Annotated in this window: 15 protein-coding genes and 1 pseudogene; 10 read left to right on the top strand and 6 right to left on the bottom strand. The window is 70.1% G+C overall.

Translation table 11 applies throughout. The features are described 5' to 3' along the window. Positions 1-248 precede the first annotated feature (248 nt). A complete protein-coding gene (locus ACIBK0_RS42180) occupies positions 249-707 on the bottom strand; it encodes an SRPBCC domain-containing protein (RefSeq protein WP_399092529.1) in 459 nt (152 codons plus the stop codon). On the opposite strand from ACIBK0_RS42180, the gene ACIBK0_RS42175 reads away from it, so the two are divergent. Then, positions 706-1,476 carry a restriction endonuclease gene (locus ACIBK0_RS42175; RefSeq protein WP_399092526.1) on the top strand — a complete coding sequence of 257 codons (771 nt, stop codon included), beginning with the start codon at positions 706-708 and terminating at the stop codon, positions 1,474-1,476. The genes ACIBK0_RS42180 and ACIBK0_RS42175 overlap by 2 nt on opposite strands. Here ACIBK0_RS42175 and ACIBK0_RS42170 read toward each other — a convergent pair. Then, positions 1,419-2,009 (bottom strand): TetR/AcrR family transcriptional regulator, encoded by a 591-nt coding sequence (locus ACIBK0_RS42170; protein ID WP_399092523.1) that lies wholly within the window; start codon positions 2,007-2,009, stop codon positions 1,419-1,421. The two genes, ACIBK0_RS42175 and ACIBK0_RS42170, sit on opposite strands and share 58 nt — an antisense overlap. Before the next feature lie 191 nt (positions 2,010-2,200). Here ACIBK0_RS42170 and ACIBK0_RS42165 point away from each other — a divergent pair, with 191 nt between their 5' ends. Together ACIBK0_RS42165 and ACIBK0_RS42160 are read left to right on the top strand one after the other, a co-directional pair. Then, entirely contained in the window at positions 2,201-3,220 is a 1,020-nt protein-coding gene (locus ACIBK0_RS42165) for an aldo/keto reductase (RefSeq protein WP_399092520.1), read from the top strand. A 765-nt stretch (positions 3,221-3,985) separates the two neighbouring features. Beyond that, positions 3,986-6,082, top strand: a complete 2,097-nt coding sequence (locus ACIBK0_RS42160; protein WP_399092517.1) for a SpoIIE family protein phosphatase — start codon at positions 3,986-3,988, stop codon at positions 6,080-6,082. Between the two features lie 214 nt (positions 6,083-6,296). Here the strand turns inward: ACIBK0_RS42160 and ACIBK0_RS42155 are convergent, their stop codons facing one another. The 4 genes from ACIBK0_RS42155 to ACIBK0_RS42140 form a co-directional block, all read right to left on the bottom strand. Beyond that, the gene (locus ACIBK0_RS42155; protein WP_399092596.1) at positions 6,297-8,078 is read right to left on the bottom strand and encodes an MFS transporter; all 1,782 of its coding nucleotides are present in this window, start codon (positions 8,076-8,078) and stop codon (positions 6,297-6,299) included. Positions 8,079-8,248: 170 nt separating this feature from the next. Continuing rightward, the gene (locus ACIBK0_RS42150; RefSeq protein ID WP_399092514.1) at positions 8,249-8,716 is read right to left on the bottom strand and encodes a MarR family winged helix-turn-helix transcriptional regulator; all 468 of its coding nucleotides are present in this window, start codon (positions 8,714-8,716) and stop codon (positions 8,249-8,251) included. A gap of 114 nt (positions 8,717-8,830) precedes the next feature. Next, the gene (locus ACIBK0_RS42145) at positions 8,831-10,429 is read right to left on the bottom strand and encodes a glycerol-3-phosphate dehydrogenase/oxidase (protein ID WP_399092511.1); all 1,599 of its coding nucleotides are present in this window, start codon (positions 10,427-10,429) and stop codon (positions 8,831-8,833) included. Then, the gene (locus tag ACIBK0_RS42140; RefSeq protein ID WP_399092508.1) at positions 10,426-11,025 is read right to left on the bottom strand and encodes a TetR/AcrR family transcriptional regulator; all 600 of its coding nucleotides are present in this window, start codon (positions 11,023-11,025) and stop codon (positions 10,426-10,428) included. Before ACIBK0_RS42140 ends, ACIBK0_RS42145 begins: the two co-directional genes overlap by 4 nt. A gap of 73 nt (positions 11,026-11,098) precedes the next feature. Here ACIBK0_RS42140 and ACIBK0_RS42135 point away from each other — a divergent pair, with 73 nt between their 5' ends. The 7 genes and pseudogenes from ACIBK0_RS42135 to ACIBK0_RS42105 all read left to right on the top strand — a co-directional run bounded on the left by ACIBK0_RS42135 (position 11,099) and on the right by ACIBK0_RS42105 (position 16,674). After that, positions 11,099-12,697: an FAD-binding oxidoreductase gene (locus ACIBK0_RS42135; protein ID WP_399092506.1), complete on the top strand. Its 1,599-nt coding sequence runs from the start codon at positions 11,099-11,101 to the stop codon at positions 12,695-12,697. A gap of 87 nt (positions 12,698-12,784) precedes the next feature. Then, entirely contained in the window at positions 12,785-13,711 is a 927-nt protein-coding gene (locus ACIBK0_RS42130; protein ID WP_399092503.1) for a YegS/Rv2252/BmrU family lipid kinase, read from the top strand. Beyond that, positions 13,680-13,889 (top strand): pentapeptide repeat-containing protein, encoded by a 210-nt coding sequence (locus tag ACIBK0_RS42125; RefSeq protein WP_399092500.1) that lies wholly within the window; start codon positions 13,680-13,682, stop codon positions 13,887-13,889. Before ACIBK0_RS42130 ends, ACIBK0_RS42125 begins: the two co-directional genes overlap by 32 nt. A 13-nt stretch (positions 13,890-13,902) precedes the next feature. Further along, positions 13,903-14,142, top strand: a pseudogene (locus ACIBK0_RS42120) (hypothetical protein); the annotation flags it as partial. A gap of 50 nt (positions 14,143-14,192) precedes the next feature. Further along, complete coding sequence (locus tag ACIBK0_RS42115; RefSeq protein WP_399092605.1) at positions 14,193-14,354, top strand: hypothetical protein; 162 nt, start codon at positions 14,193-14,195, stop codon at positions 14,352-14,354. A 535-nt stretch (positions 14,355-14,889) separates the two neighbouring features. Then, positions 14,890-15,759, top strand: a complete 870-nt coding sequence (locus ACIBK0_RS42110; protein WP_399092497.1) for an arpA protein — start codon at positions 14,890-14,892, stop codon at positions 15,757-15,759. Between the two features lie 69 nt (positions 15,760-15,828). Then, positions 15,829-16,674, top strand: a complete 846-nt coding sequence (locus ACIBK0_RS42105) for a class I SAM-dependent methyltransferase (RefSeq protein ID WP_399092495.1) — start codon at positions 15,829-15,831, stop codon at positions 16,672-16,674. Positions 16,675-16,716: the final 42 nt, after the last annotated feature.

The raw sequence follows: 16,716 nt of genomic DNA, 5'->3' as shown, positions 1-16,716 counted from the left end.
CTCCCGGAACGCTGCCGGTGGTGGCATCAGGCGCGCGTACGTCACTGGAGCCCCTGTGCATCCGTCCGGCCTCCAGTGCGCCCCACCGGCCGCTTGCGCCGCACCGCGTCGCGGTATCGGCTGGTAACGGTCGTCACCGCCGCGGGGGCATCCCTGGCGACCAGGCGGATCGCGTCCCCCGGGCTCCCGTGCATCTACCCGGGTGTGCCGGCTCGACTGAGCCGGTTCGTGACGCGGCCGGTGAGGGATCAGCCTCTCTCGACCAGGTGGGCGAGCTTGTCCAGAGCCATCCGCGTACCCAACTCGTTGTCCTCACGTGGCACATCATCGGGAATGCCCTCGTGCACGATCACGACGTCGGTTGCGTCGTCCACCGGTGTGAGGGAGGTGGTCATCGTCATCGTCCCGCGCAGTGCATCGTCGGACGTCTCGAACTCGAACACCTCAATCACCAGCTCGTTGGGAACGAGTCGCGCGAAGTGGCCGCGGTAGGTGTCCGTGTGGGCATCCGACTTTCCTGAGCCGGCAGCGTCGTTGTAGGTGAGCGAGACGCGGAACGAGCCGCCTTCGCGAGGGTCGAATTCGTGGACACGGCTGGTCATGCCGACGGGCACGCGCCATGCCGCCACCGCGTCGCGGTCGATGAGTGCCTGATAGACGACTGCGGGGGCCGCCTTCACGCGTCGAGAAACGTGCGTGGCATACATGTCAGGCAACCTAGTGCCCTTGCGGCCCAGTTGCGGCTGTTTGGGCCGACGCGTTCGGTTCTCTGGTCCGGACCCTCGGCCGGCGGCAGGGCCGGCACCGCGGTCCGCCGGGCTGCGCTCGGATACCCCGCACGCAACGCGAGGGCTGGAGCTCTGCCACGGCCTCCTTCGCTTTCCGGCGCAACGGAGGCGTTGGCTGGCTGTACCGGCGTCTGCAGCCTGCGCGCGGCGGCGGGTGCGGGTGCGCGGATTGCGGTACGTGCTGGCGCAGTTCGACGCGTTGCACCACCGCGAGTTCGAGAATGCGGTCCGGAAGCTGTTGCGACGCAACGGTTGCCGGGGCCCGGTGGCGGGGCGGTCCCGGGCGGATATGAAGGCCACGGATCCTTTCGGGCGCCGCGGGGTGATCCCGTGGAAGCACCGCCGCAGCGGGGACCGCGGCTCCGTGGTGGGTACGCCTGATCTGCAGGCGCTCGGCGGCACGGCGCGGCCCGCGTACACGGTGGGCGTGGTGGTCATGGCGACCAACGGGCGCGTCACGAAGCCGGGGCGGGACTTCGCGAAGCGGCAGCGGCCGCACCTGGTCGACCGTCGCCCGCTCGGTGTCCGGGCGGCGGGATCGCAGCTGCTGTGGGAGCTACTGCGCGCAGTGGCCTCCCGCGCTGATCGCGGCCCGGGGTGGCCGGCCCTCATCAGCTGTCCGGCCGGTTGTCAGTGCGGTCGGCGTAGTCCTGCGATGAGGAGTTCGACCAGTCGACGTGCGTCGTAGCGGGGATTGTTCTCCGCGCCGATGCAGAGGTTCCCGACGCCGCGCATGAGTGCGTAGGCGTCGATGTCGGAGCGGATCTCGCCGGCGCCGACTGCGGCTTCGAGCAGTTGGGCGCACACGGGCACGAGCCGGTCGAGGAAGTAGGCGTGCAGCGTGTCGAAGCCGGCGTCGTCGGACTGCAGCACGGCGGCGAGGCCGTGCTTGGTGACCAGGAAATCAACGAACAGGTTGATCCATTGCCCCAGTGCAGCGTGAGGGGTTGCGCTGGTCGCCAGCAGGGTTGGACCGGCCTCGGCGCAGGCGTCGACCTGGTGCCGGTAGACGGCGATGATGAGATCCGCTCGTGTCGGGAAGTGGCGGTAGATCGTGCCCAGCCCGACGCCGGCCTTGGCCGCGATGTCGCGTACCGGCGCTTCCACGCCTGACGTGACGAAGACCGCTGCGGCCGCGTCGAGCAGCGTCTCCTTGTTGCGCCGGGCATCCGCCCGCTTGGACTGGGCTGTGCGCCCTGTGCCCTCGTCGCTGTCGTTCACCGCGCCGCTCCCTCCGCTACCGAGGCTTGTCAAACGGAACAACGTTCCGTATGTTTCCGGAACAGGGTTCCGTTTGCTCATGATGTCAGAGCAGGGGCGCGACAACCAAGCCACGCCTTTCACCAAGCCCCTGGCATTTCACCAAGCCACGCCTTTCCATCACGCTTCACCCGCAATGGAGGAACACGGTCATGCAGTACCGCACCTTGGGCCGCACCGGTCTGCAGGTCAGCTCGCTCGCACTCGGCGCGATGAACTTCGGCACGATCGGGCGCACCACCCAGGACGAGGCCACCGCCATCGTCGACGCCGCGCTCGAGGGCGGGATCAACGTCATCGACACCGCCGACATGTACAGCGACGGCCAGTCCGAGGAGATGGTCGGCAAGGCCATCGCCGGCCGACGCGACGACATCGTGCTGGCCACGAAGGCGAGCATGCCGATGGGCGACGAGCGCAACCATCAGGGCAGTTCGCGCCGCTGGTTGGTCACCGCACTCGACAACAGCCTGCGCCGTCTCGGTGTCGATCACGTCGACCTCTACCAGATCCACCGGTGGGACCCGAGGACCAGTGACGAGGAGACGCTGGCGGCTCTGACCGACCTGCAGCGCGCCGGGAAGATCCGTTACTTCGGCTCGTCAACTTTTCCCGCATACCGCATCGTGCAAGCACAGTGGGCCGCCCGCGAGTATCACCTGAGCCGATACGTCACCGAACAGCCCAGCTACTCGATCCTGCAGCGCGGGATCGAGACCCACGTGCTGCCCGTGGCTGAGGAGTACGGACTTGGCGTGCTGGTGTGGAGCCCGTTGGCCTCAGGCTGGCTGTCGGGTGCGATCCGCGAGGGACAGGACATCACCACGAGCCGCTCAACGTTCATGCCGCAACGCTTCGACACCACCATTCCGTCCAACCGGGCCAGGCTCGATGCCGTCGAGCAGCTGGCCGAAGTCGCCGACGAGGCCGGCCTCACGATGATCCAGCTCGCGCTCGGTTTCGTGACCGCGCACCCCGCCGTGACCAGCGCGATCATCGGTCCCCGAACGCCGGACCACCTGTACTCGCAACTCGCCGCCGCTGACACCGTGCTCTCCGCCGATGTGCTCGACGCGATCGACGCGATCGTCGCCCCCGGTGTCGACCTGGCCGCGCACGAGAAGTACGACACTCCGCCCGCGCTGCTGGAACCGTCACTAAGGCGCCGCTGATCGTCCGAGGGGGAGCGTCCACATCCTCTCCCGCAGCTCGCGAGTCCGCGGGAATCGCGCAGGTGCCCGGCGAGAAGGCGCTCTTCCTCCATCTCGCCGGCACCCGCCGAGATGGACGTGCCGCAGCTCGTCGGGGGTGAACGCTACGTCTTCGCTGCCCAATTGACTGTGCGAATCAAGATCGCATCAGGAAGCCCACAGTGACCTGTCCGGTGACGGCCTGTCGTCCGGCCCGAGTGCGTAGTCGCCGCAGTTCCATGCCCTTCGGTGTCGGCCTTGGGCTGCCCATCGTCCGCCACCTCGTCCACTCCTCCTGCGGGGAGATCACCCTGCACGCCGCGCCCGGCGGCGGCCTGGAGGCTCAGTAAGCCTGCGACCCGTGGCTGGCAGGCGGTCACACGGCGAGAGCGGATCACCCCCGATCGGCACGGGCAGCGGTGACTGCGCGGTGACCAGCCCGGTCAGGTACAGCATTCAGGTGCCGAGAAGATCACCAAAGTGGCCACTGACTGGTCATCGGTCGTCGGTCGTGGTGCGACGGGCAGTCGGCGGGGGCGGGGCACGCAGAGCGGGCGGCTTCCCGGGCCGCACCCCGGACACGTTCCGCACAGGTCCGTTGCGCAGGTCCCGCAGGCCAGTCCCTGAATCGACCAGGCCGCGCATCCGCAGCCGGGCCGCCTCGATGCCGGCATCCGTGTGGGCGCAGGCGAGGTTCACCGCCCACAGTGGCCTCTGCGCCCCTCATACTGGGAAATAGTCGTACCGATGCTTTCGCGTGGGGTCATCACGATGCATGAGGCGCATCTGGGGGACCGCGTGGCCGCAGCCGAGCGGGCAGCGGCCTGGTGGGACGTGCTGCCCGTCGCTCTGATCGTCGCTGACGGCACGGGGCGGATCGTGCAGTGGGCGATGGCCGCCTCCGACCTGCTTGGCTACAGCGCCGACGATGTGCTGGGCCGTGATGCGATCGACCTCGTCGTCCCGGAAAGCCGTCCGGCGGCCCGCCTGCTGCGCGGGGCGCTCGCGGAGGGTCGGAGCATCACCGGGATGTTTCCTGTCCGGCACAAGAACGGCTCGACCGTGGAGCTGGAGGTGTGGCTGTGCCCGGTTTCCGGTCAGCCGGGCGAGGAGGGGAAGATTCTGGGGCTGGCCGCCGACGCCCGTGCCGCGCGGCAGGCTCGCGGGGTCGATGCGCTGCTGGATGGGCTGTTCGCCCGTTCTCCGGTGGGTCTGGCGGTCTTTGACACCGAGCTGCGCTTTCGGCAGGTCAACCCAGCCCTGGAGGCTATGAACGGGCTGCCGGGGGCCCGGCATGTGGGGCGGCGGCTGGCCGAGGTGCTGCCTGGGGTGAACACCGAGCAGATGGAGGCGGCGATGCGCCGGGTGCTGGAGACCGGCGATCCGGTGGTGAACTTCCACCGGATCGGCCGCACCCCCGCCGACCCCGGCTGCGACCGGGTCTGGTCCTGCTCCTACTTCCGTATGGAGGACCGGTTCGGCCATCCCATGGGCGTCAGCGTCTCGGTCATCGACGTCACCGCTCACCCCCACCAGAGGCCCGACCTGGACCCCGCGGCCGGCGGGCAGCGTCTGGAGCTGCTCAATGAGGCCGCGCTGAAGGTCGGCACCACCCTGGACATCGCCCGCACGGGCCAGGAACTCGCCGAGATCGCCGTCCCCCAGCTGGCCGACATCGCCACCGTCGACGTCCTGACCACAGTGGCGGACGGCGCCGAGCCCCTGGACGGGCTGACCACCGGCGCCGCCCTGCGCCGCCTGGGCAAGGCTCCCGCGCACGGCTCGCCGATCGCCGACATCCTGGTCTCCGCGGGCCGCATCCTGCACTTCCCCGCCGCCGCGCCCTACGCCCAGGCCCTGATCGAGCGCCGCCCCTTCCTGCTTCCGCGTCTGGACGCCCGTGCCGTCGCCGGAGCTGCCCGCTACACGGCCACGCCGGAGCGGATCCGTCGCATGGGAGTCCACTCGATGATGATGGTCCCCCTCATCGCCCGCGGCCTGGTCCTGGGAGTCGCGACCTTCCTACGGTCCGGACGGTCCACCGGCTTCGACTCCGCTGACCTCACTGTCGCGGGTGACCTTGCCATCCATGCTGCCCTGGCCATCGACAAAGCCCGGCTGTACCTCCGCGAGCATGACACCGCGCTTACCCTCCAGCGCAGCATGCTCCCCAGTAGGCTCCGCCCGCCGGCCGGCATCGAGATCGCCCATTGCTATCAGGCCGCCTCCGACGTGAATGAAATCGGCGGCGACTGGTACGACGTCATCGAGATCGCCCCCGGCAAGGCCGCCCTGGTCATTGGCGATGTTATGGGCCACGGCGTCACGGCCGCCGCCGTGATGGGCCAGATGCGCACCACGGTCCGTGCCCTTGCCCACCTCGACCTGCCCCCCGCCCAGCTCCTGGATCAGCTCGACCAGGCCCTGCAGGAACTGGACAGCCCTTTGTTGACCACCTGCCTGTACGGCGTGGTCGATGCCACCACGGGCACCTGCCGGTTCGCCTGCGCCGGACACCCTCCGCCTGCGGTCATCACCCCTGACGGCACCGCCCGCCTTCTCGACCTGCCCACCGGCGCTCCCCTGGGCATCGGCGGCATCACTTACGCCACCAGCGAGCACTCGCTCCCCCCTGGCAGCGTTCTCGTCCTCTACACCGACGGACTTGTCGAAACTCGTGGCTCTGACCTGGACGTGCGCCTCACAGAACTCACCCGCCTGCTCGCCGGCGCACAGCAGTCCCTTGATGGGTTGTGCGACCTGCTCACCACCCGTCTCGCCCCCCGCCCCGCCCGGGACGACGTCGCCGTTCTCGCCGCCCGCATCGGCACCCGCTTGCCCTGAGGGGCGTGTCAGCCTGCCGGTGAACGCGCTCACCCGCTTCTTCGTGACGATCAGGTCGTGCGGGCCGGGCGCCACGCCCGGGTGCACGTCGGCTCCCGGATCGCCTTCGGTGAACCCACCGACTGTGCCTCGGGCGCTCTTCGCCAGCTGCGCGAAGGTCTTGTTGCGGGGCTGATCTCGGGGTGGCCCGGGCGGAAGCCGATGACCACGTAGATCACCGGGATGCCGGCGGTGTGCGCGGCGTCGACGGCCCGGCGCAGCCGGCAGATGTGGGTGGGGTCCTCGGCGAGTCGGTCGACGATTCCGCGTTGGACGTCCATGACGCGGAGGGCGTGCTGCGCCATGGTCGTTGTCCTGTGTCGTCCGGGCAGGCCACAGCGGATGCCCGGTCCTGTGGGGGGTGTTCGTCGGCGCGTTCATGGCGCCCCCGCAGTGCCGAGGCGAGCGCGGAGACGAGGGCCATGGCCGCGGCGACGGTGAAGACGATGGTGAGCCCGTGGTGGAAGGGGCCGGAGACCAGTTGGGGGAAGAAGGTGTGTCCGGTGAGGGCGTCGCGTTGGGCCGTGGTGAGGTGCGCGAGCGTGCTGCCGGATCCCAGCAGGTGTTCGATGGGGTTGTTGCCGAGGAACGTGGCGAACAGGGTGCTCACGGGTGGCAGCGATGCGACCTGTTGGGCCGTGTCGGCCGGTACGCCGTGCGTTTGGAGTGAGTTGCTCAGTGTCGAGGGCAGCGACGACGCCAGCCCGGAGACCATCAGTGAGAAGAACACGCCGATGGACAGGGCGGTGCCCGAGTTCTGGAACGTGGAGCGCATACCCGAGGCGACACCTCGGTATTCCGGCGGCACGCTGCCCATGATCGAGGAGGTGTTGGGGGAGGAGAACATCCCCTGGCCGAGTCCGTTGAGCAGGAGCAGCACGGCGAACATCGCGTAGTCGAAGTCGATCGGCAGTACGAGCAGTCCGACGAAGGATGCGCCGACCAGGAGCAGGCCGGTGGTCGAGAAGACCCGGGCGCCGAAGCGGTCGGAGAGGTAGCCGGACAGGGGGCCGGCGATCAGGAATCCCAGTGTGAGCGGCAGCATGAAGATGCCGGCCCACAAGGGGGTGTCCTCGAAGTCGTAGCCGTGCAGCGGCAGCCAGATGCCCTGCAGCCAGATGATGAGCATGAACTGCAGGCCGCCGCGAGCGATCGCGGTCAGTAGGGCGGCCAGGTTTCCCGCGGCGAACGCCCGCACCTTGAACAGCGAGAGCCGGAACATGGGTTCGGCGATGTGTGTCTCGACGTAGCAGAAGACGAGCAGCAGGCCGGCGCCGCCGAAGAGGCCCGTGAGGACCCACGGGTTGCCCCAGCCGGTTGCGCTGTCGCCGTAGGGCTGGATGCCGTAGGTGATGCCCGCGAGCAGGATGCCGGCGCCCGCCGCGAACGTGACGTTGCCGAGCCAGTCGACGCGGCCGCGGCGGCCCACCGACGTCTCCCGCAGGCTCAGATACGACCAGATCGTGCCGGTCACACTGATCGGCACGCTCACCCAGAACACGGCCCGCCAGTCGACAGCGGCGAGCAGGCCGCCGGCGAGCAGACCGAGGAACTGGCCGGCGAGCGCGGTGATCTGGTTGATGCCGAGGGCCATGCCGCGTTGTCGGGAGGGGAAGGCGTCGGTGAGGATGGCGGCGGAGTTGGCTGTGAGCATGGACCCGCCGAACGCCTGCACCACGCGCCACAGGATCAGCCACAGGGCTCCGGCTCCGGCCCGGAACGGGTCGAGGGAGAGCGCGACCGACGCGCCGGCGAAGATGAGGAATCCGAGGTTGTAGATCCTGACTCGGCCGAACATGTCGCCGAGTCGGCCGAGGACGACGACGAGTACGGCCGACACCAGCAGGTAGCCCAGAATCATCCACAGCAGATAGCCGATGTTTCCCGGCGCGAGCGGGTCGAGCCCGATGCCGCGGAAGATCGCGGGCAGCGAGATGATCACGATGGAGGCGTCCATCGTGGCGATCAGTACGCCGAGCGTGGTGTTGGACAGGGCAACCCACTTGTAGCCGGGGCCCGGGGGGATGGCGCTGCGGCGGGCGAGGCGCGTGCTGCCGTGGACGGATCCGCCGACGTCACTGCGGAGGCGGTCCCCGTGCCCGCCGTCGTGGTGGGGACCGTGCGCGCTCACAGGCGTTCCGCCAGCCGGTCCAGGAGGGGAAGCGCGGCGGCGAGCGTGGCCCGTTCCTGCGGGGTGAACTCGTCGAGCACGTCGGCCAGGCGCTGAACGGATTCGGAGCGCCGTGCCGCGAGCATGGCGCGGCCGTCGTCGGTGACCGTCACGATGGAACGCCGTCCGTCGGCCGGGTCCGGGGTTCGCCGGACCAACCCGCGCTGCTCCAGCACGGCGAGCGTGGTGGCCATGGCCTGGGGGCGCACACGTTCGAGGTCGGCCAGGGACCCGGGCGAGGCCGGCCCGTCGGCGGCCAGCCGGGCCAGTACCGAGACGCCGGACAGCGATACGTCGCCCACGGCGTGCGCCTGGCGGAGCCGCCGAGTGATCCGGGCCACCGCCAGTCGCAGGGCGGAGGCGAGTCCGGCGGCGCGCTCCGAGGTGTAGGGGTGATCGTCGCCTGTGTCTGCGTCCACCTTCACGGTAGTAAGGCTACGTTTATCAGTCTGGACTGTTCAATCAAATGTTAGTAATGATGAGCGCCTCGGGGCGCAGGGGGCGCGCCCCGACGTGCCTCAAGTCCGCCCCGACGCGCCTCAGCTCCGCTCGGCCAGGGCCTCGTGCAGTACGTCCCGTGCCGCGTCCTGCGCCACGTCGCGGTCGTCGGGCACCAGCCCGATGCGGGTGCGCCGGTCGAGCAGGTCGGACTCGTCGAGCGCGCCCTCGTGGCGGACCGCCCACAGCAGCTCGGCACGGGTGACGGGATGGCCCGGCAGTACGGGTTCGCGCAGGCGGGAGTCGTGCTCGCCGAGGGCGTGGACGGCCGGTGCCTCGGTGCCGTACCGCTGGATCAGCCGGCCCGGTGCCCGCAGCGCGCCGAGCCTGTGCTGCGGTGCGGCACCGACCAGGGGAACGGAAGTGGTGCGGGACGGGCCCGCCGCCAGTCCGTGCGCCTTGACGGCGGCGTCGACGGCGTCCTCGGCCATCCGCCGGTAGGTGGTGAGCTTGCCGCCGATGACGGTGATCACGCCGTCCGGCGAGGTGAGGACCGCGTGCCGGCGGGAGACGTCGGCGGTCCGGGTGCCGACGCCGGAGCCTCCCGCCGAAGTGTCCAGCAGGGGACGCAGCCCCGCGAAGGCCCCCACCACGTCGTCGCGGTGGACGGGGACGTCCAGGGCGGAGCTCAGGACGTCGAGCAGGAAGCCGATGTCGGTCTCGGGTACCGTCGGCACGTCGGGGATCTCCCCGTCGACGGGCTCGTCGGTGAGCCCGACGTAGACCCGGCCGTCGCCCTGAGGCAGGACGAGGACGAAGCGGTTGGTCTCCCCGGGGATCGGGATGTGCAGGCCGGCCGGCATCGGGCCGAGGTACTCGGAGCGCAGGACGAGGTGGGTGCCGCGGGAGGGCCGTACCCGGATGCCGTCGACCAGGCCGCCCGCCCAGACGCCGGAGGCATTGATCACCGTGCGGGCCCGGATGGTGCCCTCCTCGCCGGTGAGTTCGTCTCGGATCCGGGCCCCGGACGCGGTCAGGTGCAGCGCCCGCACCCGGGTCAGGATCCGTGCACCGTGCGCCGCGGCGGTGCGGGCGACGGCGGTCACCAGGCGGGCGTCGTCGGTGACCCGGCCGTCCCAGGACAGCAGCCCGCCGCGGAGCCCGGTGGTACGCAACGCGGGGGCGAGGTGCCGGGTTTCCACCGAGGCCAGCCTGCGAGGCGCGGGCAGGGTGGCTCGGCCCGTACGAGCCGTCAGGCGCAGGGCGTCGCCGGCCCGGAAGCCGGCCCAGGACAGGGCGGCCTGGCCGCGGGAGACCAGGGGAGTGAGGGGGAGGACGAACGGCTGGGCGCGCACCAGGTGGGGTGCAGTGCGTTCCATGAGTACGCCGCGCTCGACCGCGCTCTCGTGGGCGACGTCGAACTGGCCGGAGGCGAGATAGCGCAGCCCGCCGTGGATGAGCTTGGAGCTCCAGCGGGAGGTGCCGAACGCCAGATCGTGCGCATCGATGGCGACGACCGTCAGCCCGCGGGCGGCGGCGTCCAGGGCGGCTCCGGCGCCGGTCGCGCCGAGGCCGACGACCAGGACGTCGGCGATCGGGCCGTCCGAGGTCTCGGCCAGCTCGCGGGCGCGGCGGGCGGCGGACAGTGACGACGCCGGGGCGGGGGGCGTGGTGGAGGCAGGGCTGTCGGTGGGGCTCATGGGGTCAGGGTCCTCTCCAGAATGGTCCGCAGTTCCCCGAGGAAGGCCGCGGCGGTCAGGTCGGGATCGTCCTCGTCGGTCATGGTGCGCAGCGACAGGGTGAAGGACTGGACGAGCAGCAGCAGGGATCGTGCCTGGCGCTCGGGGTGACCGGGCCGCACCGATCCGTCTGTGTGGCCTTCCCGTACGCCCTCGACGATGAGCCCGAGGAGGGCTTCCTGGCTGGCCCCGCGACGGTCCAGCACGTAGGGGAGCAGCAGTTCGGGGTCGACGTCGATGATCTTGCGAAAGAGGGGATGGGCACGGAAGGCCTCCACTCCGGCCACGAGTCCGTCGACGATCAGGGTCCGCGCCGTGGTCCCCGTCCGGCGCTCGGGCATCGCCCGGGTGGCCACGTCCACCCACTCCCGCGTCATCAGGTCGCCCACCAGGGAACGTACGTCGGGCCAGCGCCGGTAGAGGGTCATCCGGGAGACGCCCGCCCGGCGGGCCACGTCGGTCAGGGTGGTGCGCCGGACACCGACGGCCAGGACACAGTCGCGTACTGCGTCGAGCACGGGATCGCTGTCCTCACGGTTGTGACGAATAGGCGTCATGTGTAACAGTGTAACGCCCCTGCGAGGCAGCAGGAGACGGCATCCCTCGAAACAACCGGTGAGGACAACCGCCATGGACATGCTGTGGAGTGGCTGGGGCGACCCGGCCAAGGCAGCACCGCTGCCCGACACCGTGATCGCGCTGCTGCGTGATCTGCTCGGGGTGAAACCGCAGGGCGGCGGGCCGGTCGGTCTGGCCGACATCGACGTGCCCGCCTCCCTGCTGGACCCCGCGGCGCACCGGACCCTGCTCGCTGCCGTCGGCGGCGACGAGGCGCATGTGCTCACCGACGCGGAACCCCGCATCCGGCACACCCGCGGCAAGTCCACCCCCGACCTGCTGCGCATCCGGGCCGGCGACGTCGAGGACATCCCCGCGGCCGCCGTGCTCCCGGCAAGCCACGACGAAGTGCTCGCCGTGCTCGGTGCGTGTGCCGAACACGGCCTGAGCGTCGTCCCGTTCGGCGGCGGCACCTCCGTCGTCGGCGGCCTCGCCCCCGAGCAGCAGAGGCCCTTCGTCGCCCTGGACCTGCGCCGCATGGACGGCCTGCTCGCCCTCGACCCGGTCTCCCGCACCGCCACCCTGCAACCCGGACTGCGCGCCCCGGATGCCGAGGCCCTCCTGGCCGAACACGGCTTCACCCTCGGCCACTTCCCCCAGTCCTACGAATGGGCCACCATCGGTGGATTCGCCGCCGCACGCTCCAGCGGACAGGCGTCCGCCGGATACGGCCGCTTCGACGACATGGTCCTGGGCCTCACCCTCGCCACCCCCGAGGGCACCATCGACGTGGGCCGCGCCCCACGCTCGGCGGCCGGCCCCGACCTGCGCCAGCTCATCCTCGGCTCCGAAGGCGCGTTCGGAGTCATCACCTCGGTCACCCTGCGCCTGCGTCCCATCCCTGAAACCCGTGTCTACGAAGGCTGGCGCTTCGCCTCGTTCGAGGAGGGGGCCGCTGCCCTGCGCCGCCTCGCCCAGGACGGGCCCCGGCCGACGGTGCTCAGGCTCTCCGACGAGACCGAGACGCTGATCGGCCTCGCCCAGCCCGATGCCATCGGCGGCTCCGGAGCGCAGCAGTCCGCCGGATGCCAGGCGATCGTCGGTTTCGAGGGCACCGAGGAGGACACCACCTATCGCCGGGAGCGGGCCGCAGCCGTACTGCGCGACTGCGGCGGCAAATACCTCGGCGCGGAGCCCGGGGAGAAGTGGGCCCACGGCCGTTACTCGGCCCCCTACCTGCGCGACTCCCTGCTCGACGCGGGAGCCTTCGCCGAGACGCTGGAGACCGCCACCTTCTGGTCCGGCGTGCCGGAGCTGTACACGTCCGTCCGCGACGCACTCACCACCGCACTCACCGAGGCCGGCACCCCGCCCCTCGTCATGTGCCACATCTCCCACGTCTACGAGAACGGAGCCTCGCTGTACTTCACCGTCGTCTCCGCGCAGGGCGACGATCCGGTGGCGCACTGGGCCCCGGCCAAGCACGCCGCCAACCAGGCGATCCTCGCCGCGGGCGGCACGATCAGCCACCACCACGGCGTGGGTACCGACCACCGCGACTGGTACGTCCGCGAAGCGGGCCTGCTCGGCATCGAGGCCCTGCGGGCCGTGAAACGACGGCTGGACCCCACCGGACTGCTCAACCCCGGCGTGCTGCTGCCCACCGACTGACCCGAACCGCCCTCGCCCTTCCCGGCACGATCCCGTCCACCACCCTTCCGCCCACCACTCAACCGTCACGGCCTCGGAGGCACCCCGATGCGACAGTTCACCGCCGTCGTCAACCCCACCGCGGGCGGATCCACCGGTGCGGCAGCCCTCCTGCGAGTGGCCCGAACGCTGCGGGAGGCGGGGGCCGAGCTGGAGACCGAGTACAGCCGCAGCCTTGTACACGCCCAGGAGCTCGCCCGCAGCGCCGGAGAGCGAGGGCGGGTGGTGCTCGCCGTCGGCGGAGACGGGATCGCCGGTGGCATCGGAGGAGCCCTCAGCGGCACCGGCTCGGTGCTGGGCTTGGTCCCGGCCGGCCGCGGCAACGACTTCGCCAGGGCACTGGGGCTGCCCACCGACCCCGACGAGCTGGCTCGGGTGTTGCTCCACAACGAGCCGCGGCCGGTCGACACCATCGAGGTGGAATCGGCCGTCCACCACCGCACCGTCGTACTCGGCAGCGTGTACGCCGGAGTCGACGCGCTCGCCAACCGCCACGCCAACAGCGCGAGACTGCTGCGCGGCGCCGCCTCCTACTACGCAGGCGGACTGCGGGCCGTCACCACCTGGCGTCCGGCGGACTACCGGGTCACCGTCGACGGTCAGGAACACCCGCACCGCGGATACACGGTGGTCGCGGCCAACTCCGGCTACTACGGCTCCGGTCGCCTCATCGCACCCGACGCCCGCGTGGACGACGGGGTGCTTGACGTCGTCATGATCCGCGAGGCCCCGCGCCGCCTGTTCTTCGCCATGATGAACGAACTCGAGACGGGCGCGCACGTCAACCGGCCCGAAGTCCGGATCCTGCGGGGCCGGGAAATCCGTATCGAGGCCGACCGGGAAGTGCCCTACGGCGCCGACGGCGAAGTCGAAGCCGTCCTCCCCGTCACGGCGAGGGTGCTGCCCGGAGCGCTCAACGTCCTGTGTCCAACGACCCGGGACCGTGTTCCGCAAGGCCGACCTGAGGGGCGCTGATCTGACGGACGCCGACCTGACCGGTGCCGACCTGCGGGACGTGACAGGGGCTACACCAGATCAGTTGCGATCAACGCGATCCATCGACGGAGCCCAGCTTCCAGCAGCGCTCGCGGCACGCCTCCTGTTGCCGCCACCGGTTCCGCCGTCGACGGGTCACGTCGCCCCCGGAGACTGAGACGCGCTCCTCGATGCCCGGAAAACGTGAGACGGTCACGCGCGCTGAGGTGAGCGAGGCACTCTATCGAGTGGTTGAGGCCCTGGCGGGGATGTGCGAGGACGAGGTGGCCGCTGCATTGGCTGCTGTCCTTCGGGACAACTGCACTCAGCTCGGATCCGAAGGACGGGAATTCCGGTTGGGGACGTCGAAGTACTCCCCTGAGTTCCGGGCGGATGCCGTCGCGCTGTACCACGCCAGTGCGGGTGGGACGTATGCGACGGTGGCCAAGGACCTGGGTGTCAACCACGAGACGCTCCGCACGTGGGTGCTGGATCCGAGCAGGCGGCCCAGCCCGGGGCGGGCGAGGCCACCACGATGGAGAAGGAGAACCGGCGGCTGCGGGCGCGGGTGAAAGGACCCGAGCTCGAGCGGGAGATCCTGCGGAGGGCCGCGAAGTATTTTGCGGGCGAGACCAGCTGGTGAGCCGTTTCCATTTCGTTGACGATCATCGTGGCGCCTTCGGTGTCAAGCGGCTCTGCCGGATCCTGACCGACCTCGGGCGAGATCGTCTCCCACCTCGCCCAGGCCTGGGGTATGACGACGAAGGAGAGCATCTCCACAATCACCGACAGTCGTAGTGGTACGCGGGCTCCCTGTGGTCGTGACCCGATCACTGACTGACGTCCTGCGACTCGATCCCTGCGATCACCGGCTTCACCGGCTGACCCTCGCGCAGGGTGCACCGGCCCCTGCGGCTCCTGCGCGACGGTCGACCCGTGCCGAACCCGCGAAGGCCTGCTGGAGCGCACAGTTGGGCAGTGTGACGCGTCACAGACAACACGGCGCCACTGTGGGAACTTCAAGTGCCCTTCTAGCCAGCCGAGTTACTGAACAGCCGAGAGTGAGGTCCGGCCGACCGCACGGATTGCGTCGCTCGTCCCGTGTGTGCGTAAGAGGCGCAACCGCGGGCCGGCGAGGGAACCGACGAGAGGGGCGGCCCGCATGTGGAGAGGATCGAATGCGCTCTTTGGAAGCCCTGACGCTTGATCAGGTAGTCGACACGGCTCGCTATCCCCTGTCGGAAGTCGCGAGCGCCCGGGGACAGGCCGTGGTTTCCCGTGCCCGGCGCGACCTGTTGACTCTCGGCTGCACCGTGCTGCCGGACTTCATCCGCCCATCGCTGCGCGATGTGCTGTGGCAGGAATGCTCGGCCATCGCCCCCCGGGCGCACCACGACGTCGAGACGGTGAACGTCTACAACATCGCAGTGGACTCGGCGCTGCCGGAGGACCATCCGGGCCGGAAGACCTTCGAGCGGGGTAACGCGTTCGTCGCGCGGGACCGCATCCCCGCGGACTCCCTCATCAGCCGGCTCTACTCCAACAAGGTGTTCCGGCACTTCATCGCCCGCTGCTTCCAACTGCCAGAGCTGCACGAGCTGGCGGACCCGCTCTCCGGGCTGGTTCTCAACGTCATCGCGCCGGGCATGGAGCACCCCTGGCACTTCGACACCAATGAGTTCACCGTGAGCATGCTCACCCAGCAGGCGCAGGCCGGCGGCGTCTTCGAGTACTGCCCGAACATTCGGACCGCGCAGGACGAGAATTTCGACGACGTCCGGGACGTAGTGGACGGCCGGGGCGAGCGGTTGACCCGGCATCTCCCCCTGCAACCAGGTGACCTGCAGTTGTTCAAAGGGCGCTACTCGTTGCACCGAGTGAGCCCGGTGCGCGGCGAGGTCGCGCGCCACTCCGCGATATTCGCCTACAGCGAGCGCGCCGGCGTCATCGGGAGCGTGGAACGGACCCGGCAGCTCTTCGGCCGGGTGCTGCCCGAGCACCTGGCGGCCGAGGGGCGGGCGGTCCGCGGCGACCGGCTCCTGGACTAGCGGGCGGCGAGAACGCGTAGTCGCCGTAGGCCGTTTCCCCCTGCGCGATCCCACGGAGGAGTAAGCCCTGTGCGTTTCGACGTGACCGGAAAAGTCTCGCTCGACCACATCTACGACCAGCCCGATCCGCGAACCTATTTCAGGGTGCTGCGTCCGCTCGGCTACGGCGTTCCGCAGCAGGCCAAGCCCTACTTCGCCAAGATCATCACGGAGTACCGGGAGTCCCAGCACGTCGCGGTACCGAAGGTGCTGGACATCGGCTGCTCGTACGGAATCAACGCCGCCCTGCTGAAGTACGACGCGACCATGGACGAGCTGTACGCGCGCTACGGCGACGAGGAGCGTGCGGGTGAGAGCCGCGAGGCTTTGCTGGCCCGCGATCGGGAGCTGGCTCGGTCACGCCAACCCCCGCAAGCGATCCGCTTCGTCGGCCTCGACACCTCCGGCAGCGCGCTGTCCTACGCTCTTGAGGCCGGGTTCCTCGACGACGTGGTGCACGCCGACCTGGAGGAGCACGAGCCCACACCGCGACAGCGCGCCCAGCTCTCGGGTACGGACCTGGTGATCTCGACGGGCTGCGTCGGCTACGTCACCGAGCGGACGCTCACGCGAGTCGTCCGGGCGCAGGGCATCCGCCGGCCCTGGATGGCGCACTTCGTGCTGCGGATGTTCCCGTTCGACTCCGTCGAGCGCGCGTTGGCGAGTCTGGGCTACCGGACCGTCCGCGTCGACGAGGTGTTCAGACAGCGGCGGTTCGCCTCCCCGCAGGAGCAGGCGCTCGTGCTCGACAGCATGTCGGCCGCAGGGGTGGATCCACGGGGCCTGGAGGCGGAAGGCTGGCTGTACGCACAGCTCTACCTTTCCCGGCCGTACGACATCACAGGTACCAACGATCCGAATCGAGATCAGAGTTGAAGACCAGTCAGGATGCGTCAGGCAACGCGACCTTCGCCCAGG

Origin of the sequence: Streptomyces sp. NPDC050564, from assembly GCF_044457265.1 — a bacterium.
Lineage (GTDB): Bacteria > Actinomycetota > Actinomycetes > Streptomycetales > Streptomycetaceae > Streptomyces.
The sequence above is the reverse complement of the archived record's forward strand: the minus strand, read 5'-3'. Positions and strand labels throughout refer to the sequence as shown.